21 protein-coding genes and 1 pseudogene are annotated in these 20,497 nt (G+C 71.4%); 15 read left to right on the top strand and 7 right to left on the bottom strand.

All coding sequences use genetic code 11. The features are described from left to right. Nucleotide 1 precedes the first annotated feature (1 nt). A complete protein-coding gene (gene hpnC / locus OHA34_RS11190; protein WP_329521564.1) occupies nucleotides 2-877 on the bottom strand; it encodes a squalene synthase HpnC in 876 nt (291 codons plus the stop codon). Between the two features lie 412 nt (nucleotides 878-1,289). On the opposite strand from hpnC, the gene OHA34_RS11185 reads away from it, so the two are divergent. From OHA34_RS11185 to OHA34_RS11165, 5 genes are all read left to right on the top strand, one after another. After that, the gene (locus tag OHA34_RS11185; protein ID WP_285941046.1) at nucleotides 1,290-1,418 is read left to right on the top strand and encodes a hypothetical protein; all 129 of its coding nucleotides are present in this window, start codon (nucleotides 1,290-1,292) and stop codon (nucleotides 1,416-1,418) included. Nucleotides 1,419-1,512: 94 nt separating this feature from the next. Then, nucleotides 1,513-1,845, top strand: a complete 333-nt coding sequence (locus OHA34_RS11180) for a VOC family protein (protein WP_329521563.1) — start codon at nucleotides 1,513-1,515, stop codon at nucleotides 1,843-1,845. 451 nt (nucleotides 1,846-2,296) lie between these two features. After that, nucleotides 2,297-2,716, top strand: coding sequence for a hypothetical protein (locus OHA34_RS11175; RefSeq protein WP_285941044.1), 420 nt, complete (start codon nucleotides 2,297-2,299; stop codon nucleotides 2,714-2,716). After that, nucleotides 2,713-5,316 (top strand): TniQ family protein, encoded by a 2,604-nt coding sequence (locus OHA34_RS11170; RefSeq protein WP_329521562.1) that lies wholly within the window; start codon nucleotides 2,713-2,715, stop codon nucleotides 5,314-5,316. The genes OHA34_RS11175 and OHA34_RS11170 overlap by 4 nt, the downstream gene beginning before the upstream one ends. 697 nt (nucleotides 5,317-6,013) lie before the next feature. After that, on the top strand, nucleotides 6,014-6,190 hold the full coding sequence (locus OHA34_RS11165) for a hypothetical protein (RefSeq protein WP_285941042.1): 177 nt from the start codon (nucleotides 6,014-6,016) through the stop codon (nucleotides 6,188-6,190). A gap of 38 nt (nucleotides 6,191-6,228) precedes the next feature. On the opposite strand, the gene OHA34_RS11160 is transcribed toward OHA34_RS11165, so the two are convergent. Next, nucleotides 6,229-6,600 carry an ArsR/SmtB family transcription factor gene (locus OHA34_RS11160; RefSeq protein ID WP_329521561.1) on the bottom strand — a complete coding sequence of 124 codons (372 nt, stop codon included), beginning with the start codon at nucleotides 6,598-6,600 and terminating at the stop codon, nucleotides 6,229-6,231. A gap of 64 nt (nucleotides 6,601-6,664) precedes the next feature. Between OHA34_RS11160 and OHA34_RS11155 the strand changes: the two genes are divergently transcribed. After that, complete coding sequence (locus OHA34_RS11155) at nucleotides 6,665-7,732, top strand: flavin-containing monooxygenase (protein ID WP_329521560.1); 1,068 nt, start codon at nucleotides 6,665-6,667, stop codon at nucleotides 7,730-7,732. Nucleotides 7,733-7,741: 9 nt separating this feature from the next. On the opposite strand, the gene OHA34_RS11150 is transcribed toward OHA34_RS11155, so the two are convergent. Continuing rightward, nucleotides 7,742-8,107 carry an ArsR/SmtB family transcription factor gene (locus tag OHA34_RS11150; RefSeq protein ID WP_285941039.1) on the bottom strand — a complete coding sequence of 122 codons (366 nt, stop codon included), beginning with the start codon at nucleotides 8,105-8,107 and terminating at the stop codon, nucleotides 7,742-7,744. Between the two features lie 319 nt (nucleotides 8,108-8,426). Between OHA34_RS11150 and OHA34_RS11145 the strand changes: the two genes are divergently transcribed. The 8 genes and pseudogenes from OHA34_RS11145 (at nucleotide 8,427) to OHA34_RS11115 (ending at nucleotide 14,995) form a co-directional block, all read left to right on the top strand. Next, nucleotides 8,427-10,121: an FAD-dependent oxidoreductase gene (locus OHA34_RS11145; RefSeq protein ID WP_329521559.1), complete on the top strand. Its 1,695-nt coding sequence runs from the start codon at nucleotides 8,427-8,429 to the stop codon at nucleotides 10,119-10,121. A 4-nt stretch (nucleotides 10,122-10,125) separates the two neighbouring features. Continuing rightward, nucleotides 10,126-11,391 carry an MFS transporter gene (locus tag OHA34_RS11140; RefSeq protein ID WP_285941037.1) on the top strand — a complete coding sequence of 422 codons (1,266 nt, stop codon included), beginning with the start codon at nucleotides 10,126-10,128 and terminating at the stop codon, nucleotides 11,389-11,391. 76 nt (nucleotides 11,392-11,467) lie between these two features. Beyond that, on the top strand, nucleotides 11,468-11,782 hold the full coding sequence (locus OHA34_RS11135; RefSeq protein WP_285941036.1) for an ArsR/SmtB family transcription factor: 315 nt from the start codon (nucleotides 11,468-11,470) through the stop codon (nucleotides 11,780-11,782). Between the two features lie 59 nt (nucleotides 11,783-11,841). Continuing rightward, the gene (arsB, locus tag OHA34_RS11130) at nucleotides 11,842-12,942 is read left to right on the top strand and encodes an ACR3 family arsenite efflux transporter (RefSeq protein WP_329522395.1); all 1,101 of its coding nucleotides are present in this window, start codon (nucleotides 11,842-11,844) and stop codon (nucleotides 12,940-12,942) included. Then, nucleotides 12,942-13,052, top strand: a pseudogene (locus tag OHA34_RS38475) (three-helix bundle dimerization domain-containing protein); the annotation flags it as partial. The gene arsB and the pseudogene OHA34_RS38475, both read left to right, overlap by 1 nt. A gap of 125 nt (nucleotides 13,053-13,177) precedes the next feature. Then, complete coding sequence (locus tag OHA34_RS11125) at nucleotides 13,178-13,573, top strand: arsenate reductase/protein-tyrosine-phosphatase family protein (RefSeq protein WP_329521558.1); 396 nt, start codon at nucleotides 13,178-13,180, stop codon at nucleotides 13,571-13,573. Beyond that, a complete protein-coding gene (locus tag OHA34_RS11120) occupies nucleotides 13,570-13,971 on the top strand; it encodes an arsenate reductase ArsC (RefSeq protein ID WP_285941034.1) in 402 nt (133 codons plus the stop codon). The genes OHA34_RS11125 and OHA34_RS11120 overlap by 4 nt, the downstream gene beginning before the upstream one ends. Before the next feature lie 196 nt (nucleotides 13,972-14,167). Beyond that, nucleotides 14,168-14,995: a hypothetical protein gene (locus OHA34_RS11115; RefSeq protein WP_329521557.1), complete on the top strand. Its 828-nt coding sequence runs from the start codon at nucleotides 14,168-14,170 to the stop codon at nucleotides 14,993-14,995. A gap of 368 nt (nucleotides 14,996-15,363) precedes the next feature. Here the strand turns inward: OHA34_RS11115 and OHA34_RS11110 are convergent, their stop codons facing one another. Both OHA34_RS11110 and OHA34_RS11105 read right to left on the bottom strand, forming a co-directional pair. Further along, the gene (locus OHA34_RS11110; RefSeq protein WP_285941032.1) at nucleotides 15,364-16,872 is read right to left on the bottom strand and encodes a hypothetical protein; all 1,509 of its coding nucleotides are present in this window, start codon (nucleotides 16,870-16,872) and stop codon (nucleotides 15,364-15,366) included. A 96-nt stretch (nucleotides 16,873-16,968) separates the two neighbouring features. Then, nucleotides 16,969-18,105 carry an epoxide hydrolase family protein gene (locus OHA34_RS11105; RefSeq protein WP_329521556.1) on the bottom strand — a complete coding sequence of 379 codons (1,137 nt, stop codon included), beginning with the start codon at nucleotides 18,103-18,105 and terminating at the stop codon, nucleotides 16,969-16,971. An 88-nt stretch (nucleotides 18,106-18,193) separates the two neighbouring features. Between OHA34_RS11105 and OHA34_RS11100 the strand changes: the two genes are divergently transcribed. Beyond that, nucleotides 18,194-19,201: a helix-turn-helix transcriptional regulator gene (locus OHA34_RS11100; protein ID WP_329521555.1), complete on the top strand. Its 1,008-nt coding sequence runs from the start codon at nucleotides 18,194-18,196 to the stop codon at nucleotides 19,199-19,201. On the opposite strand, the gene OHA34_RS11095 is transcribed toward OHA34_RS11100, so the two are convergent. Then, complete coding sequence (locus OHA34_RS11095; protein ID WP_329521554.1) at nucleotides 19,173-20,126, bottom strand: HAAS signaling domain-containing protein; 954 nt, start codon at nucleotides 20,124-20,126, stop codon at nucleotides 19,173-19,175. The two genes, OHA34_RS11100 and OHA34_RS11095, sit on opposite strands and share 29 nt — an antisense overlap. Continuing rightward, a complete protein-coding gene (locus OHA34_RS11090) occupies nucleotides 20,123-20,461 on the bottom strand; it encodes a PadR family transcriptional regulator (RefSeq protein WP_432763065.1) in 339 nt (112 codons plus the stop codon). Before OHA34_RS11090 ends, OHA34_RS11095 begins: the two co-directional genes overlap by 4 nt. Nucleotides 20,462-20,497: the final 36 nt, after the last annotated feature.

The raw sequence follows: 20,497 nt of genomic DNA, 5'->3' as shown, positions 1-20,497 counted from the left end.
TTCAGCCCCTTCCAAGAGCGCGCGCCCACCCGGCCAGCAGCCTCGCCCGGTGCGGGCGCGGCGGATGCGCGAGCACGTCGTAACGGCCGCGGGCGAGCGCGGCCAACGCCGCGCGCCCCCCGGCCACATAGCCCGCCACGGCGAGCCGCGCCCACCCCGACAGGCCCGAGATCAGCGGCTCCGCCCCCCGGTCCAGCAGCTCCCGGGCCCGGCCGGCCTCCAGCGCCAGAACGCCGCGCAGCCGCGTGGGCGTCACCGGGCGCGCGAGGTCGTCCTCGGTGCAGTCGAACCGCCGCAGGTCGTCGGCGGGCAGGTAGATCCGGCCGCGCCGGTGGTCCTCCCCGACGTCCTGGCAGTGCTCGATGATCTGGAGCGCGGTGCAGACCCGGTCCGACGACTCCAGCAGGCCCGGCTTGGCCGCCCCGAACACGTGCAGGACGATGCGCCCCACGGGGTCGGCCGACAGAGTGCAGTACTCCAGCAGTTCGCCGAACGTCCCGTAGCGGTGCACCTCCTGGTCCTGGCGGTTGGCCTGGACGAGGCGGCGGAACGGGGTCTCGGGGATGGAGCGGGCGGCGACGGTGGCCGCCAGCCGCCGTAACTGCGGCAGCCGCGGCGTCCCGGTCCCGTAGATCCGGTCCAGGTCGCCGTCCACCAGGTCGAGCAGCCCGGCCCGTTCCTCCTGCGGCGCCTCGTCGCCGATGTCGTCGACGAGGCGGGCGAACCCGTAGACGGCGCGCAGATCGGCGCGGTGCCGGGCGGGCAGCAGCCGCGTCGCGACCGGGAAGTTCTCCCGGGAGGCGAGTTCGCCGAGCGCGCGACGGTTCCCCTCGATGCTCCAGGTCGATGCAGGGGCGATGTTCTCTCGACGAGTCACCACAGTGAGATTCGCCGACCTGTTACCAGAGAAACTCTGGCCAAGGTATGGAGTTATTGAAACGGCCCGGGTTTTGGTAGCAAAAACAGCGCCACAGGAATATCGCCCCCAAATGACGGTCGGTCGGGGGTGATGAGCAGGGAACATCGCCGGACGGGCCGCCGTGCCGCCGTCCACCGGGCCCGGCCCGGCAAAGAAAGCCATGCGCGCCGGAGCCCGAGCCGGGGCCGCCGTTTGGGCGCGTCTTTATCGAACCGGCCGGTATATCAGGTGAACGAGCATGAAATGCGAAGTCTCGCCGGCGCCCGCGGCCCGCTAGGCCCGTGAAGCCGTCTGGAGCCGGCGGGCGACCTCGGCCGCTTCGGCGTCGCCGAGGTGAGGGCGCATCTGGTGGGCGAGTTCACCGAGGCGGGTGCGGCACACCTACCTCGCGACGACCGGTCGGCTCGGCGCGCACTGGGCCGACCTCGATCTGGTGGCGGCGCTCGAGGCGTTCGCCGCAGCGACCGGATTGCGGTCTCTGCACGGAGTCGCGGACTGATCCGGTGTTCTCCGGGCCGCGGGCGCCGCGGCCGTGTTAGCGTGCGGGCTTTCCGCGATCCGGAGGCCCGGTGTTCCAGCAGGTCAGTACGGTCATGACGTTCGCTGTCGACCCTGAGGCGTCGGCGCGCTGGTGGGGCGAGGTCCTCAACGTCCCGGTGAACCTCGACGTCGACGGCGACTCGGTGTACGCGTGGGTCATGGTCGCCGGTGTCGAGTACGGCTGGCATCAGGCCGACGACGAACGCAATCCACGAGGCCGCAGTCCAGTCGTGTACTGGGCGGTCGACGATCTCGACGCCGCCCGCAAGCATCTCCTCGACGCCGGCGCCGTTCACCACCGCGGACCTCTTCAGGTCGCCCCCAGCCGCCGCATCTGCCAGCTCATCGACCCGTTCGGCACCTGTGTCGGCCTCGAAGGGCCGTAACGGTCACCCGTGGGCATCCTTGTAGGTTCCACGTTTCGATGGACAATGGTCGCCTGAGATGGGCACTGAATGGGCAATTTCGCGGTTCGTGGGCACTGACTACGTTCAGTAATTGCTGTCCTTTGCATGGCCATGAAGACCCCAGCAAGGGCCGGTGGGAAGCGTGAATCGGCCACGGCGGTGATCCGGTACGACGATGCTTCGGTGCGCGAGATCCCCTTCAGGGACCTGCGGTTGGCAGATTTCGCCGCTTCGATACCTTGGAGGAGCATTCGTTCTGTTCACGGCCAGGCACACTATTCGGGTCGATATGCGTCGGCGACGATGCCTGTCGTCTATGAGAGTCGGCTCGAGTTGGCCCGGTTGCTTTTGGCCGACATGGATCCTGCGGTCCCCTCGCTCAGGACCCCTCGCTCCTGTACTCCGACACCGACGTAGATCAGCGTGACCGGTGCGCTCGCTGAGGAAGTCGCTGCACGCCCAGTTCGGCCGCCGCACGACGGCGTTGACTCTGCTTCCGTTCCAGGTCGAGGACGAGCAGGGGCGGCGGGAGTTCCGCCAGGTGCTGCTGACGATCGAGAAGAAGCTGGTCTTGGCCGACAAGTACCCGGGCATGCTGGCCGATGATCTCGCCGATTATTTCTGGGTCCGCTCCAGCGGGCATTTCGCCTCACTGATGGCGCTGGTCAACCGGGGCTGCTACCGGGCGATCCGCACTGGCCATGAGCGCTTGGACGAGGAACTCATGGACGGTGTCAAGAACGATGCGGCCGCCGAGGAGGCCCGGCTGGACCTGAAGGCCGCGATCGACGCGGGCCTGCTCACCTCCAAGCCCAGGTCCCGGTCGGTCACCGGGAGACGGTCGGCGTGAGGCAGAGGTGGGCCACCGAGCGGATCCCCATCGCCTGTCCGCCGCTGCCCGGTGAGGCTCTGGACAGCTGGATCGAGGCCTACGCCCGAAGGCTGAGGATCACCGCCTTTCACTTCCTTCGATTCGTGGAGTTGCCGCAGGCCAGGGTCGGCAAGATGACGATCCGGCTCCACGCACAGGAGGCACGGCGACTCAGTGCGGTCGCCGGGGTTCAGGAGTCGGTGCTGAGGTCGTTGACGCTGGAGCCTTTCGATCAGATGGCGGTTCGGCTCCATCCCGACCGCCGCGCGATGAAGGCGCCTCCGAGCTGGCGTTCGGGCGGCGCCAGCACCCGCTTTTGTCCGCGCTGCCTGCACGACAACGGGGGACGGTGGCTGCTGGCCTGGCGCCTGCCGTGGACGTTCTGCTGCCTGCGGCACAACTGCCAGCTCATCGGGCAGTGCCCGGCCTGTCACAAGCCCCCCAGGATCTCCGGCAGCAGATTCGGCGGTCCCTCCCGGCCGGGACAGTGCGCCAACGGCGTGCACGCCCAGGCCCCGGGTGGCCGGCGAGACCGTGTCCCCTGCGACTTCCCCCTGCCCCAGGCCGCGGCTCCGGGGCTGCCCGCGAGGGGCCTGATCGTGCAGGCTCAGCGGGCGGTCAACCAGATCCTCACGCAGGGCCAGCGGCACGACCGCACCGCCGCCGAGCTCCACCTGCGAGAGATCTACGCGCTGGGACGTCGATCGCTGCACGGCCTGCCGGACCACCTGCCCACAGCGCCTCCAGTGGTGCACGAGGTCCTGAGCGAGTGGCAGGGGTCGCCACTCGAACCAGGGCGGGTGCCCAACACCCCCTCCAGCACCGCGATCTCCAGCACCGCGGTCGGTACAGTGCTCGGCCGCATCGCACGCTCTCGCGCGGACGCCCAGGCTCGTGACCTGCTGGAGTGGATCCTGCGCGTCGACCAGGCGCGGGCCCCCTCGACCAAGGACCCGCACACCCGCGCCAAAACCTGGAAGAAGGCGGGGGCCAGCCCAAGGCAGCTCGCACTGGCCTCGGCCGATTCGGAGTCCGGGCTGCTGACGCGGTTGAGAGACCGCGCTCCTGGCCGCGACCACCCGGCCCGCCTCACCAAAGAGCAGCTTCAAGGGCGAGCCGCGAAGATACCCGGGATGCTCTGGCCCCAGTGGAGCATCAGGCTGATGCCCGATCGCATCTCCAGCCCGCCGGCGACCGACGGGTTCCGCAGGGCCTGCAGCGCGTTCCTCCTCCTGCCCGGGTCCGAGCTCGACTACAGCGGGGCCGCGACGCTGCTGGGCCATCAAACCCCGGCCAAGGACCGCCTGGCCTTCGACCGGGCAGAGCTGGTGGAGCCCGCGCTGACGGCCGTGGTCTGGGCGCTGATCGAGTTGACCGACGTCCTGGACCAGCACGCGCCGCCGATCGACTACGCCCGCCGCAGGCAGACCTTCGCCTGCGGCGATCTTGACCTCGACGTCGCCGCCTACACGGCGCTGTGCCGGGCGGAGGGCTGGCGGACCGGGGGCGCTCCACGGCTTGCCCTTGTGCGCTGGTACCTGCGTTCGCTGCTGCTGGGCGCGCCCGCGCTCCTGCCGGAGCGGGTCAGCTACCACGCGCGAGACAACCTGCGATTCCAGATCCCGCGCAGCTTGCGGGGGTGGCTGCTCGACCAGGCCGCCGGCGCCCTTGCCGCCCGCGGCATCGACGAACCGGTCCAGTGGGCACCCCCGATCCACGAGCCCCCCGGTGCCGGCTGGCCCGGACCCGATCCCGCGGACGTCGATCGTGAAGCGTTCGTCGCCCTCCTTTGGGCCGGACACCTGGTGACTCGCGTCGCCGATCAGCTGGCCCTCTCCTGCGAGCAGACCCGGCTCTACGCCGACATCACCGACGCGAAACCGCGACCTGCGCACTTCCCGGCGCCCAAAGGCGGCCGGCGCATTCCGCGGCGGGGCGTCCTGTCACCACAAAGCCTGCACCATCTCCACCTGCGCCAGCGGCTGACCCCGGCGCAGATCGCGGCTCTGGCCGGATGCAGCAACACCACGGTCCTGCGCGCGATGGCCGAGGCCGGCGTCGAGCGACGCACGTACGCGCAAGCCACCCGCCACCGCATCTCCCGCGAGTGGGTCGAGCACGAGTACCTGGTCAAGCTGCGGAGCCTGTCCGACCTGGCAGACCAGGCCCGATGCCATCCAGACACCATGCGCAAGATGGCCAGGGATTGGGGGATCGTGCTCCGGGCGGGGAACCCGGTCTCCAACCCGTTCGCGCACCTGGATCCCCTGCCCGATCTGTCGCCGGCGATGCTCACCACAATCGCCACCCCCAACAGCATCCGGCGGCTGCGATCCCTGGTCGCGCTGTCGATGAGCACCGACCTCAGCCGGGCCGCAACCGCACTGGGCATCGCCCCCAACTCCCTGCGCGGCCAGATCCGAACCCTGGCCAAGGCGACAGGATCGCCACTGCTTGCTTCGACGACTCCCATGAGACTCACCCCGTCCGGCAGGCGATTCCTCGACGAGGCCGTTCGGCTGCTGAACTCCCTGGATGGGGGCATACCAGGCAAGCCCACAAGGGGCAATGGATCTTGAGCCGTGCTGGCCGGCAAGCAGGGGTTTCGGCTGTGGACAGTGTGGGGGCGGTGCCCGCATCGATGCTCACGCTGTCATCTAAGCGTTGGCCTTCGGCGATGCCGGTCGATGGAGGGGACAGTATGGAGGTTCTGACCCATGCGCCCGCCGATGCCCACTTTTTCGCGCTCACCGGGCAGACCCGCCATGAACGCGTCCGGCCTTATCTTGTGTCGCTGGTTTCTGCTGGTCAGTGGCCTGGATGTTGCTGAGGCACGTGAGGCAAGTAGCTCTTTTGTTGTCGGCTCGTTTAAGTGTTGAAGTGATGCGTGCCGAAGCGGCTCAACGCTTACGGTGTGTTGGTGAGCAGGGGGCCGGGGAGGATCCAGCGCGCCATCTACGAGTTGCTCGCGTCTGTGCGGACGGTGGAGCCGTGGCCGGTTTACGTGTCGGCGGGCGGGCTGACGCGTTTGGTCTACGGTACCGAGTTGCCGAGCGCCGCGCAGTGGAGGCCATCCGCCGGGTCTGTCGCACGTCAACGGCACTGGAGCGGGGCAGCACATGGACCCTGGTCCCTGCGCCGAGCCGTTGGGATGCCGGCCGCCACGTGGACCGCAGGGTACTGATCGCGCGGTTGAGGGCTGACGCCGCGCAGGACTGGCTCTGGCGTGCCTATCTGTTCGGCCGAGGACGGCCGAATCGGAGCTGGGGTGTCGTTGTGCCGTGCGCGGACCAGCCGGACTACGGCGTTCCTGAACCCGACGAGCTCGCCGCGGCGATCGAGGCGTTCGCGCTCCAGCAAGAGTCGGCTCGATCGACGTCGAGGGCGAGCTCGCCCAGCTTGGCCCGGCCGGGCGGGTACCGGCCCCTGCGCGTCCGCGACACCCTGTTCTGAGCCTGGGCCGGCCTGGTGGGAGGTCTGGCGGGCCAGCGTCAGCCGTCACCGGTGAGGTTGGGCGGGCAGCAGGTCCGCAGGTAGTTCTGCAGCTCGGTGAGGGACCGCTCGACCGCGAGGGTGTCGGCGCGGTAGCGGACCTGTTTGCCGTCCTTGCGGGAGGTGAGCAGGCCGCCGCGGCGCAGCAGGGCGAGCTGCTGGGAGGCGCCGGACTGGCCGATGCCCAGGCGCTCGGCGACGGTCCCGACGGTCAACTCGACACCACCGGCGAACAGCTCCAGCATCTGCTGCCGCTGCTGGCTGGCCAGCCCCTTGAGGAACTCGCGCAGCTTCTCGCTCGGCGGCTCCACCACGGCCCCGCAGCCGAGCTGCCGTGCTTCACGCGAGCTGTCCGTGGCCTGGTCCGACACCGGTTCCTCCTTCATCCCCACCCTGACATATTAACATTTCATGAAACGATGTTATGTTGTGGGCATGCCCCACCGTTTCGACACCATCATCATCGGGGGCGGGCAGGCCGGTCTGGCCACCGCCCGCGTCGCCCTCGACCTCGGACTCACCCCGCTGGTCCTGGAGGCCGCCCGGTCGGCGGCCGGGTCGTGGCCGCACTACTACGACAGCCTCGCCCTGTTCTCTCCGGCCCGCCGCAGCGCGCTGCCCGGCGCTCCCTTCCCCGGCGACCCGGACGGCTACCCGACCCGCGATGAGGTCATCGCCTACCTGGCTGGCTACGCCGAACGCCTGGACGCCGACATCCGCACCGGCCACCGCGTGGTCAAGGTCGCCGCCGGCGTGGGGGCGGGCGCGAGGCCCGGGCGGGCCTTGGAGGTCGCGGTCGAGAGCGGGGAGAGCTTCACCGCCCCGGCGGTGATCGCCGCGACGGGCGCGTTCAGCCGCCCGCACCGCCCCGACGTGCCCGGGCTGGACTCGTTCACCGGCACGGTGCTGCACTCCTCGCAGTACCGGCGGCCCGGCGAGTTCGCCGGGGGGCGGGTGGTGATCGTGGGCGGCGGGAACTCGGCGGTGCAGATCGCCATCGAGCTGGCCGGCCACTGTCGGGTCACCCTGGCCACCCGGCACCCGCTGCGGTTCATGCCGCAGCGCGTCGCCGGCGTCGACATGCACCTGTGGCTGCAGCGCACCGGCCTTGACGCCGCCGGGTGGGCGCGCCGGCTGCTGACCGGTGGCAAGGGCACCCCGGTGTTCGACACCGGCACCTACCGGGACGCGATCGCCACCGGCAACCCCGACCGGCGCCCCCTGTTCACCCACCTGGAGGGCGACCACGTGGTGTGGGCCGACGGGACGCGCGAGCGCGTCGAGGTGGTGCTGCTGGCCACCGGGTACCGGCCGGGCGTGGACTACCTCGCCGATCCGGGCGCCCTGGACCAGGCCGGGATGCCGCGGCACCGCGGCGGGATCTCCATCACCCATCCCGGGCTCGGCTACGTCGGGCTGGAGTGGCAGCGCTCGTTCGCCTCGGCCACCCTGCGCGGGGTCGGCGCCGACGCCCGCCACGTCCTGACCGGGCTGCGCCCGTAGGCGAGCAGGTCAGGCGGGGGTGAGCGCGGGCAGGGCGAACAGGCCCGACAGGCGGCTCAGTGCTTCGGGAACGGCCCGGTAGTACACCCAGGTCCCGCGCCGCTCGCCGTCGATCAGCCCGGCTTGGCGCAGCACCTTCAGGTGGTGGGAGATGGTGGGGGCGGTCAGCTCGAAGGAGCCGGTCAGGTCGCACACGCACGCCTCGCCGCCCTCGGCAGAGGCGATCATGTTCAGCAATCGCAGCCGGACCGGGTCCGACAGCGCCTTGAACACCCCGGCCAGCTCGACGGCCTCCTGCTCGCCCAGGGTGGAGCCGCTCAGTGGTGCGCAGCACGCCGGGTTGGTGGCGTCTTCCAACTCCAGCAACTTAGACATAGCTCTAATTTGACATCTATCTATGCAGCGACGCAAACTGGCGCCTGCTTCGAAGAACGTCTAAACAAGGGGTCGTGATGAAGACGCCGCTCACCCGGATCACCGCTCAGCGCAGCACCGCACGCAACGGCACCGCACGCTCCGGCGGGCGTGTCACCTTCCGCGACGAGCGGGGGAGGTCTGCACCAGCGCCTGCCGTGCGGCCGCCCACCGCGACCGGGTCGCCACCGCCGCCCACCGCGCCCGTCTCTGACCCGAACCGCCCGTTCCTCGGGCCCACCTACGCAAGGCCACCTACGCGACGCAGCGAGGAGAGATCATGAGCGAGAACGACCGGTCCCAGGAGCCCGCCGAGCAGGCGCCGGAGTCGGCGCCCGGGCAGGCGGCGGGCAGCTGCTGCACCGAGACCGAGCGGCCGCTGGACCCGGCGGTCACCGTGACCCAGGCCAAGACCAGCGCCGGGTGCGGCTGTGTCGAGGGGGCTGACTCCGGCGACCTGCCGGTGGTGGTCATCGGGGCGGGGCCGGTCGGGCTGGCCGCCGCCGCTCATCTGGCCGAACGCGGCCTGGACTTCGTGGTCCTGGAGGCCGGCGAGGACGCCGGGGCGGCGATCTCCGAATGGGGGCACGTCCGGCTGTTCTCGCCGTGGCGGTACGACACCGACGCCGCCGCCCGCCGCCTTCTGGAGCCCACCGGATGGACACTGCCCGATCCGGAGGCGCTGCCCACCGGCGCCGAGCTGGTCCGCGACTACCTGGCCCCGCTGGCGCGGGTGCCGCAGCTGGCCGGGCGGATCCGTACCGGCACCCGCGTGATCGCCGTCGCCCGTCGCGGCGTGGACGTCACCCGAACCGTCGGCCGCGACCAGCAGCCGCTGCTGGTCCGCACCGTCGGCCCGGACGGCGCCGTCACCGACCTGACTGCTCGCGCAGTCATCGACGCCTCGGGCACCTGGGGGCGCAGCAACCCGCTCGGCCACTCCGGGCTGCCCGCTCCAGGCGAGGACCAGGCCGCCGATTACCTGGCCGGGCCGCTGCCGGACGTGCTGGGCCGTGACCACGACCGCTTCGCCGGTAAGCACATCTTGGTCGTCGGGATGGGCCACTCGGCGGCCAACACGCTGCTCGCGCTGGCCGAGCTCGCCAAGACCGCGCCCGGCACCCACATCGCCTGGGCCGTGCGCGGCGCCTCGGTCGCCCGCCTGTACGGCGGCGGCGACGCCGACGGCCTCCCCGCCCGCGGCGCGCTCGGCACTCGCCTCAAGGCCGCCGTCGACGCCGGTGAGATCGAGCTGGTGCGCGGCTTCACCGTCACCGGCTTCCATGCCCCCGCAGGGGGCCCGGCCGCCGGGCCCGTCCAGGTCACCGGCACCGGCACCGGCGCCGCCCCGGACGGCGCACAGACCATCGACGCCGATATCGTGGTGGCGGCCACCGGGTTCCGGCCCGACCTGGACATGCTCCGCGAGGTCCGCGTCGAGCTCGACCCCGCCACCGAGGCACCGGTCCGGCTCGCGCCGATGATCGACCCCAACTTCCACTCCTGCGGCACCGTCCCCCCGCACGGCGAACGCGACCTCGCCCACCCCGAGACCGGCTTCTACATCGCCGGAATGAAGAGCTACGGCCGCGCCCCCACCTTCCTGATGGCCACCGGCTACGAGCAGGTCCGCTCCGTGGTCGCCGCCCTGGCCGGAGACCGGGCCGCAGCCGACGCCGTCGAACTCGACCTGCCCGAGACCGGCGTCTGCTCCACCGACCTGGTCACCGAAGACCAGCTCCCCGGCGCCCCCGACAGCACATCCCGTATCGCCGCCGATGGCGGGTGCGGCTCGTCCTGCGGCGCCGAGCCCGAGCAGATTCCCCTCACGGTGGCCGTGAGCGAAGCCGACGGCGGCTCCTGCTGCGGCGGGTCGGCGCCCCAGCCGGTCAGCGTCGGCGCCCCCGCCGGAGCGGGTTTCGCGACCGGGCGCGTGCACGGCTACTCCGGCGACGCCGATCGAGGCGACAACTGACCCGGTGAGCCGCGAATCCTCCATCCCGGTGCCGGCGGCGGACCACCCCACCGCCGGCGCCGGTGTCGCCTCCCGCGTTCCGCTGCTCGCGCTGTGCGTCACCGAGATCACCAGCTGGGGCGTGCTCTACTACGCCTTCCCGGTCCTGGCCGCCGGCATCAGCCGCGACACCGGCTGGCCCACCGGCACCGTCACCGCGGCGTTCTCCGCCGCGCTGGTCCTGGCCGCCCTCGGCGGTATCCCTCTCGGCCGCGCCCTGGACCGGCACGGCCCCCGCGGCCTGATGACCGGCGGCTCGGTGCTGGGCGTCCTGGCCGTCCTGGCGATGGCGGCCGCCCCGAACCTGGGCTGGTTCGTGGCCGCGTGGCTGCTGGCCGGGGCCGCGATGACCGCGGTGCTCTACCAGCCCGCGTTCGCCGCCCTCACCCGCTACTACGCGCCGCGCCACCTAAGTGCCCTGACCACCCTCACGCTCGTCGCGGGCCTGGCCAGCACCCTCTTCGCGCCCCTCACCAGCGCCCTGGCCGCCCAGATGTCCTGGCGGGCCGTCTACCTGGTGCTGGCCGCCGTCCTGGCCGCGGTGACCATCCCCCTGCACTACTTCGCGCTGCGCCGCCCATGGCCACCGCCGTTCGAGCACGACACCCCCTGGGCGGGCGATGGTGACGTCGGCGGCGACCTGAGCAACGACCCGGTGAACACCCCGGTGAACACGGTGGTGCGCAGCGCCCCGTTCCTGCTGCTGACCACCGCGCTGACGTTGTCGGCGTTCTCGATGTACGCCGTGCTGACCAACCTCATTCCGCTGCTCACCGCACGCGGCGCCTCCAGCGGCATCGCCGCCTGGGCGCTCGGCCTCGGCGGTGTCGGCCAGGTCGCCGGACGCCTGGGCTACGGCGCCCTGACCCGCCGCACCGGCGTCCGCGCCCGCACCATCGCGATCCTGTTCGGCTCCGCCGCCACCACCCTCGCGCTGGCAGTGCTGCCCGGCCCGATACCGCTGCTCATCGCCGTCGCCGTGCTGGCTGGCACCACCCGCGGCATCGCCACCCTGCTGCAGGCCACCGCCGTCTCCGACCGCTGGGGCACCGCCGCCTACGGCTCCCTGTCCGGCGTCCTGTCCGCCCCCGTCACCATCGCCGGAGCCATCGCCCCCGCCGCCGGCGCCGCCCTGGCCACCGCCCTCGGCGGCTACCCCGCCCTGTTCGCTGTTCTGGCCGCCACCACGGCGGCGGCCGCCGCGGCCGCCGCCGGCAGCGTCCCCCGCTGACGCCTCATCCCGCCCGTTCACCTTGCCGCCGGGCGCAGCGCCGAACGGGGCGGAGTGCCCGCTAATGTATCATTCTATGATGATGTCAGTTGAGACTGATGTGTTGCGGCTGCTGGCCGACCCGCTCCGAGCGCAGATCGTGTCGCTGCTCGCGAGCGAGGCGCTGTGCAACTGCCACCTGGTCCAGGAGACCGGCGCCAAACAGACCAACATCTCCAACCACCTGCGCGCCCTGCGCAAGGCGGGGCTGGTGGACACCGAGCCGTGCGGCCGCTTCACCTACTACCGGCTGCGCCCCGAGGCGATCGACGCCCTGGCCGCCCAGCTGGCCGGCCTGGCCGACGCCGCCCGCCAGGTCCAGACCCAGCAGCGAAAGAGGCCGTGCACGTGACCGACACCCAGACCCCCGCCGGATCACCCCTAGCCGGGACCGGGCCCGGCCAGACCGCCGTGGTGGCAGGGCTGTCCACCCTGGACCGGTTCCTGCCCGTATGGATCATCGCCGCCATGGTCGCCGGGCTCGGCCTGGGACGGGCCATCCCCGGGCTGAACGACGCCCTGTCCAAGGTCGAGGCAGGCGGCATCTCGCTGCCGATCGCGCTCGGCCTGCTGGTGATGATGTACCCGGTGCTGGCCAAGGTCCGCTACGACCGCCTCGATTCGGTCACCGGCGACCGCCGCCTGATGGTCTCCTCGCTGGTGATCAACTGGATCATCGGCCCCGCGGTGATGTTCGCGCTCGCCTGGATCTTCCTGCCCGACCTGCCCGAGTACCGCACCGGCCTCATCATCGTCGGCCTGGCCCGCTGCATCGCGATGGTCATCATCTGGAACGACCTGGCCTGCGGCGACCGTGAGGCCGCCGCCGTCCTGGTCGCCCTCAACTCGGTCTTCCAGGTCATCGCCTTCGGCGCGCTCGGCTGGTTCTACCTGCAGATCCTGCCCGGTTGGCTCGGCCTAGCCACCGACGACGTCGACTTCTCCGTAGGCAAGATCGTCGTCAACGTGCTGGTGTTCCTGGGCATCCCGCTGCTGGCCGGATACCTGACCCGGCGGATCGGCGAGAAGACCAAAGGCCGCACCTGGTACGAGGACCGCTTCCTGCCCAGGATCGGGCCCGTCGCCCTGTACGGCCTGCTGTTCACCATCGTCATCCTGTTCGCCCTCCAGGGAAAGACGATCACCTCCCAGCCCGCCGACGTCGCACGCATCGCACTGCCGCTGCTGGTGTACTTCGCGCTGCTGTGGGGCGGCTCGTTCACCCTTGGCCGCGCCGTCCGCCTGCCCTACGAGCGGACCGCGACCCTTGCATTCACCGCGGCGGGCAACAACTTCGAACTCGCCATCGCCGTGGCCATCGGGACCTTCGGCGTCACCTCCGGCCAAGCCCTGTCCGGGATCGTCGGCCCCCTCATCGAGGTCCCCGTCCTGGTCGCCCTGGTGTACGTCTCGCTGTGGCTGCGCCGCCGCTATCCGCGTCCTGCCGCCCCCTCGGCTGCACCGGCGAACGACACCTGTGACGATGGCTCCGGCCACGGGTCGCGATCGTGATGGATGCCGCAGCCGATCAGGCGGTGTTCGACAGAATCACAGCCCGGCTAGCCGACCGCTTTCACGGCTTGGTCTCGGCCGAGACCGTCCGGCGGCTGGTCATCGACTCCTACCAGCGACTGGCCGCCTCGTCCCGGGTGCGTGACCACCTGGTGGTGATGGCCGAACGGCTGCCACCGAGCGCCTCACCGCCCTCGCGCAAGCCGAGGGCCGCCTTGGCACGCCAGTCCCCGAAGTGCTGTTCGTCTGCGACGCCAACGCGGGGCGCTCGCAGATGGCCGCCGCGCTGGCGCTGGCACGCGGCTCCGGCACGGTGCACGCCCGCTCGGCCGGGATCAACCCCGCCGGCGAACTGGAACTGGCCATCGTGCGGGTCATGGACGAGATCGGCGTCGACATGTCCGCCGAGTTCCCCAAGCCGCTCACCGACGAACTGGTCGCCGCCGCCGACGTGGTCATCACCCTGGGCTGCGGCGGCGCCTGCCCGGTGGTCCCGCACACCCGCTACCTGGACTGGGCCGTCCTCGACCCCACTGGACGCCCTCTCACCGAGGTGCGCCGCATCCGCGACGAACTCGACCTCCTCGTCACCGACCTGCTCACCACACTCACCAGTGAGGGAACCCGATGACCGACAAGCCCAGTGTCCTTTTCGTCTGCGTGCACAACGCCGGACGTTCCCAGATGGCCGCCGCCTACCTGACCCACCTCGCGGGCGGCGCCATCGAAGTCCGCTCCGCCGGATCGCAGCCCGCCGACCAGATCAACCACGCCGTGGTGGAGGCGATGGCCGAAGAGGACATCGACATCTCCGCCGAGATCCCCAAAGTCCTCACCACCGACGCCGTGCAAGCCTCCGACGTCGTCATCACCATGGGCTGCGGCGACACCTGCCCGGTCTTCCCCGGCAAGCGCTACCTCGACTGGCAACTCGACGACCCCGCCGGCCAAGGCGTCGACGCCGTCCGCCCCATCCGCGACCAGATCCGCACCCGAATCGAAAAGCTCGCCTCCGAACTCACCGCCTGACCCCTCACCCGCCAACCGCCAGGGGACCTGCCACTGAGGCCCGGCGCGGGCGTGAGCGCCGCCCGGCCGCGGCATCCGGCGGCCGCCTGGAAGTTGATCCGGTTCGCCACTGATCTTGAGCGATTTGTGCGCCGGTAGCCCTGCTCAGGGCGATAATGCGCTGCGTAGGGAGTCCGCCATTCCCTACGCTCGATCTATGGACGTCCGTAGCGAAGTGCTGAAGCTTTTGGCCTCCCCCGGCATCGACGCCCGCTTCGCCCAGTCGTACCTGCCCTCGACGGTCCGAACCCTGGTCGGCGGCAGCATGACCAAGGCATGGGAAGTGCTGTGGGGAATGACCGCCGACGGTTTGATCTACCTGGACCCCAACGGCCAGGGATCCAGCACCGACAACTGGCGATGGAGGCTGTCCGAACGCGGCCGGGCCGCCGCCACGGGCGGCCCCTGGGAGCCCTACGACCCCGAGGGCTACCTGACCCGGCTGCGCCACCAGATCCCCGGCCTCGACCCCGTCGCCCTGCGTTACGTCCAGGAAGCCCTGGGAGCGTTCAACGCCCGGTGCTTTCTGGCCAGTTCAGTAATGCTGGGAGTGGCCTCCGAGCAGGTCTTCATCGGCCTGGCAAACAGTGTGGTCGCCGCCTTCGACTCCGTCCCCGAACTGGGGGGCACCGCCGACAAGCTGAAACAGGCCTTGAACAACCCCAAGCAGTCCCAGCACACTCGCTTCCTGGAACTGCGCAAGCGCCTGGAGCCAGTGCGCCCCAAGCTGCCCGACGACCTCGGCGACAACCTGACGATGGATGCCGTCGCCGACCTGCTGCGCGTCACCCGCAACGACGCCGGACACCCCACCGGCCGCAACGTCGACGAGAACACCGCCTACACCCACCTACAGATGGCGGCGCGGTACTTGGAGAAGATGACCGCTCTCAAACACCACTTCGAAGCGTTGACCGCCAACGCCATCAGCGCACCGAGTCCCAGTGCAGGCGCCGGCCCGGTGGTAAGCACGCCGACCGTGTGAAAGAGCGGCCCGAGATCAGAGGGTGCGGCGACGGGCAGCGGGATCGGCGTCGGCGGTGACCCGAGCGTAGGTCTGCTCACCGAGCCGAACGTAGCTGCCCAGGCTCGCCAGGTGCTGGTGACGGGACTTGGCCTGCAGCTCAGCGGCCGCCAGATGCTGCAAGGCCGAGTGCCGCAGATGATGCAACGTCCAGAGCGGCAGACGACACCAAGATGTCACTGACCGTGACGAACATCTACTGAGCAGGCGAGGAATGCTCACGGAGGCCACACACCTGCTGTGCTCACCTTGCGCGGAAACCGGTGCTTCCCCAGGAGTCGGTGCGCACGGTCATCTGGAACCTACAATCCTTGTAGGTTCCGCGTTAGTTAGCACTGGTGGGCGTACGCCTCCAGCAGGCTCATGAACTGCTCGGCCGGCAGTTCGCAGGCGTCGCCGCGCAGCCAGAGGTGCTCCAGCCGCACCGTCCGCGCGCCGAGCACCAGGTGGCAGGCGTTCCCGCTGTGCTCCCACCCCGGCCCGGCCGCCTGGACGACCTCGATGTGATGCAGATGGCTCTGCACGTCGTGCAGCAGGAACGCGGTCAGCACGTGCGCGTGCCCGGTCAGCGCCAGGCATCCGGCGACGTCCCGCGCGAACGCGGCGAGCACCTCCGGGTCGACGCCGGTGTCGTAGAGCACCGGGAAGAAGACCTCGACGGTCGCCGCCACGGCGCCCGCCTCGTCCCCGGCGACCGGGAGCGCCCCGGCCCGGTCCCGGGCCAGGTAGCCGTGCACCGGGACGTCCTCGATCATTCCGCTCCACGCGCCCGGGATCCCGGCGACCGGACGCGCCGACGTCGTCAGCGCCCGCGTCATCGCGGCCATCGCCGCGGCCCCGCCGATGCGCGGCGGCAGGAACGTCTTGGTGCCGCCGCGCGGCCGTCCGGCGCCGGGGCCCGGCACCGCGAGGTCGGCCCAGTACGCGCCGGTGCCGGTGGCCGCGGCGCCTCGGGGCACGCAGGAACGCGAGTGCGGGCTCAGCCCGGCCGTCTCGGCCAGCATGGCCGGGTCCGTCCGGACGAGCCCCCAGCCCATCGCCGTCGGGGACGAGCCGCCCAGGCCGAGCGTGCGCGCGACCGGGTCCCCGGCGGGCTCGGCGGGCGGGTCGTCCTGCGCGTCCGGGCCGGGGGCGGCGGGCCGGGCGTCGTGGTGCGAGTCGATGAGCGCCTGCTGGTACGAGGCCAGCGCCTGCCGGAACGTCTCGGTGTCGAGGGTCTGCCGCGCGCCGTCGAACGCCTCGACGGCGGCCACGTCCCCGTCCACCTCGACCTGGTAGAACCGGCCCGGCCAGGCCGGCCGGGCGCCCGGCGCGTCCAGCTCGGCCAGCAGCCAGCCCACCGTCATCGTCATCTCCGCGCCGCCGCCGAACAGGCCCGCGAGGATCTCGTTCCCCGGCTCGGGCAGGCACAGCACCTGGCCGGGCGCCACCGTGTGGAACGACACCGGCAGCGCGCGGGTCGGGGTGAACCGCGCGGTGCCCGCCCCCTCGCGCTCGATCCGCTCCATCGTCCGCCGGTGCTGGACGACCTGGAGCTCGCCGAGATAGCCCTCCAGACACGCCGAGAACGTCGCCGGATGCAGCTCGCACGCGGTCCCGCCGTCGAGCGGCTCGACCCGCACCGCCGAGCCGTCGTAGCCGAGCCGGTGCCGCCGGTAGAGCGCGTCCCAGGGGGTGAACGGGTCGCCGCCGAGCCGCGTCTTGGTGGTGGCGATCGAGGTGAGGTCCGCGCCGAGGTCGTGCAGGAAGAAGGCGCGCAGTGGCGCGAAACCGTCGTCCGCCCCGATGAGCACCTGGACGTCGTCACTCGTGAATCTCAGCGGAAGCGGCATCGACATTCGCGGGATTATGCCGGTTCCTCCCACAGTGGGAGGCCAAAACGGGATCATCCGTTCACCGACCGTGTCCGGAGTCCCGGCCGCTGCGCCCGTACCTCAATCGCGGACGAGGCCGAAGAACGTCCGGAGGTCGGCGGCGACGGCCTCCGGCTCCTCCATCGCCACGAAGTGGTGGCCGCCGGGGTTGGCCTCCGGCCAGTGGACGATGGTGCTGTCGCGCTCGGCGAGCCGCCGGATCCCGGGCGGGCCGCTGTAGAGGCCGGTCGGCGCGTCGTGCTGCCCCGCCGGCCAGGCGAACTCGGCGGTGTTCTCGTAGTAGGGCCACGCGGCCGACCCGAACGTCCCGGTGAACCAGTAGAGGCTCACGTTGGTGAGGATCAGGTCGCGGTCGATCGCCTGCTCCGGCGTCGTCCCGGTGGAGTTGAAGTCCTCGAACTTCTGCATCATCCACGCGAGCGCCGCGACCGGGGAGTCGTTCCAGCCGTAGGCGAAGGTCTGCGGCGCCGACCGCTGGAGGGCGTGGTGGTCGACCCCGCCGGTCGTCCACTGCTGCATCAGCTCGTAGTGCGCGAACTCCTCCGGCGTCATGTCGGGGACGTCCTTCTCGCTGGGCATGCCGAGCCCGCTGATGACGTACACGCCGACCACGCTGTCCGGAGCGGCCTTCGCCAGCTCGGGCGCGACGTAGGCGCCGAAGTCGCCGCCCTCGGCCCCGTACCGGCCGTACCCGAGGCGGCCCATCAGCTCCGCCCACATCTGCGCCACCCGCGCGGCGTCCCACCCCGTGCCGCGCGGCGCCGCGGAGAACCCGAACCCCGGGATCGACGGCACCACCACATGGAACGCCTGCTCCGGGTCGCCGCCGTGCGCCCGCGGATCGGTCAGCGGGCCGATCATGCGGGCGAACTCCACGAACGAGTTCGGCCAGCCGTGCGTGAGGATCAGCGGCAGCGCGCCGGGCTCGGGCGACCGGACGTGCAGGAAGTGCACGTCGTGCCCGTCGATCTCGGTCACGAACTGCGGGAACTCGTTCAGCGCGGCCTCCTGCGCGCGCCAGTCGAACCCGGTGCCCCAGTACTCGGCCAGGTCCTTCAGGTATGACACCGGCACGCCGCGGCTCCAGCCCTCTCCGGGGAGCTGCCGGGGCCACCGGGCCCGGACGAGACGGTCCTTGAGGTCGTCCAGGTCGGCCTGCGGGACGTCGATCGTGAACGGGCGGATCGGGGCGTTCATGTGCTCCTCCAAAGGGATTCGGCGACAGGGACGACTCTGTCGGCCGTGTAGGGCATTTTCTGTCCTATATAAACGGGATCCTGGAGTCATGGCAGAGACTTCGGCGCGGCTCCTCAGGTTGCTGTCCCTCCTCCAGACGCCGCGCGAGTGGTCGGGCACCGAGCTCGGCGAGCGTCTGGAGGTCACCACCCGCACCATCCGCCGCGACATCGAGCGCCTCCGCGACCTGGGCTATCCGGTCGAGGCGGCGATGGGCCCGGCGGGCGGCTACCGGCTGGTCGCGGGCACCGCGATGCCGCCGCTGCTGCTGGACGACGAGGAGGCGGTCGCGATGGCGGTCGGCCTGCGCACCGCAGCCGGGCAGCCCGTCGAGGGGATCGGGGAGGCGTCCGTCCGCGCGCTGGCCAAGCTGGAGCAGGTGCTGCCGTCCCGGCTCCGGCACCGGGTCGGTGCGCTGACCAGCGTGACCGTCCCGCTCACCGGCCCGGACGGGCCCGTCGTCGATCCCGGGCTCCTGTCCGTCCTGGCGTCCACCGCCGCGGGCCGGGAGCGGCTGCGCTTCGCCTACCGGACCGGGGCGGGGGACGAGGCCAGGCGCCTGGTGGAGCCGCACAGCCTCGTCCCCGCGGGCCGCCGCTGGTACCTGGTCGCCCACGACGTCGACCGCGACGACTGGCGCATCTTCCGGGTCGACCGGATCCGCGAGCCGCACCCGACCGGGCAGCGCTTCCGGCCCCGCGAGCTCCCGGAGGCCGACGCCGCCGCCTTCGTCAAGAAGAAGATGTACGCGATGGTCCCCAGCTACGAGGTCGACGCGACCCTGCGGCTTCCGGCCGCCGACGCCCGCGCCCGGCTGGACGCCAGGGCCGACCAGATCGAGCCGGTCGACGAGCACACCTCCCGCCTGCGCGGCCACGTCGACACCCTGCCCTGGCTCGCGGACCGCCTGATCAGGCTCGGCTGCCCCTTCGAGGTGCACGGGCCGCCGGAGCTCGTCGAGCACCTGAGGGAGATCGCCGAGCGCGTCTCCCGCGCCGCGGGCGGACGCTTCGAGGAGCCGACGGAGGTCAGCGGCGCGCCTCGCGGAACCGCTTGACCGCCTCGTGCGCGCTCACCGCGAGCACGCCCAGCGCCGCGACCGTGTAGAACGCGTCCGGCGTCGTCCAGTCGCCGTTGACGGCCGCCAGGAAGTCCGGGTCGAAGAACTCGTGCCGGTAGAGGATCCAGGCCAGCGGCAGCGCGAACAGCGCCTCGGCGAGGGCGTAGCCGATGGCCAGCGGCCGGGTCCAGCCGCGCGCGGCGACCCGGACCAGTTCGAGCGCCACCAGGGCGGCCAGGCCGGCGAGGATCGGCCAGATCCAGCCCGACCACAGGCCCGGGTCGAGCACCTGGAGCCGGTCGCCGCCGTCGGTCCGGTACGGCTCGGCGGTGTGCTGCCAGACGATCAGCACGAGCAGGAACGCGTTCCACACCGCCGCCGCGCCGGCCATGAGGCCCTGCTTGTCGGGCTTGGGCAGATCGCGCAGCTCGGGCAGGTCGTCGGGGGTCCACTTGTCGGCGCCGCGGGCCGGCCCGTCGCGGTGCTGGACCCGTTCGATCACGGCGAACATCACGGTGAGCCACGCGATCATCTGGGCCCCGACGGTGAGCAGCGCGGCGATGCCGGAGCCGATCACCGAGCCGGCGTCGTTGCCGTCGAGGACGTCGATCACGACGGTCAGCACGACGATCACCGGCAGGACGGTGGACAGCAGGACCGTCAGCAGCCGGATGTAGGTCGGGTAGAGCCAGGGGCCGATCAGCGAGAGCGGCCGGTCGGCGTAGCGGGCGGCGAGCCGGAACGGGTCGCCCATCTCGGTGAGCACCTCGCGCTCGGCCGCGTCCGGGTCGGACGACTCGCGCGCCTCGATGGTGTCGGCGATGGTGGCGCGCAGCTCGTCGGCGACGTCGTCGCGCTGGTCGGCCGGGATCCGCCGGGCGACCTCGTGGACGTAGCGCTCGGTCAGCGTGTTCGTGCTCATGGGGCTTCCTTGGTCAGTCGTGCGATCGAGGCGACGAGGTCCTGCCACTCGCGCACCAGGCCGGTGCGCACCCGGGAGCCCTCCGGGCTGACCCGGTAGAACTTCCGCGGCCGGGACTCGTCGGTGTTCCACTCGCTGGTGAGCAGGCCCTGCTTGTCCAGCCGCCGCAGCAACGGGTAGAGCGTGTTGCCGTCGACGGTGACCCCGGCGTCGTTGAGCGTCTCCAGTAGCGCGTAGCCGTACTGCGGCTCGTCCAGGAGGGCCAGGCAGGCCAGGACCACCGTGCCGCGCCGCAGCTCCTGGGCCTGGCTGAGGATCAGGTCTTCTAAGGTCACGTCCGGCACTTTACTGTGTGCCGCACACTAATGTCC

The organism is Spirillospora sp. NBC_01491, from assembly GCF_036227065.1.
Lineage (GTDB): Bacteria > Actinomycetota > Actinomycetes > Streptosporangiales > Streptosporangiaceae > Spirillospora > Spirillospora xylanilytica.
Note: the sequence above shows the minus strand (reverse complement) of the source record. Positions and strands in the feature narration are given on the sequence as shown.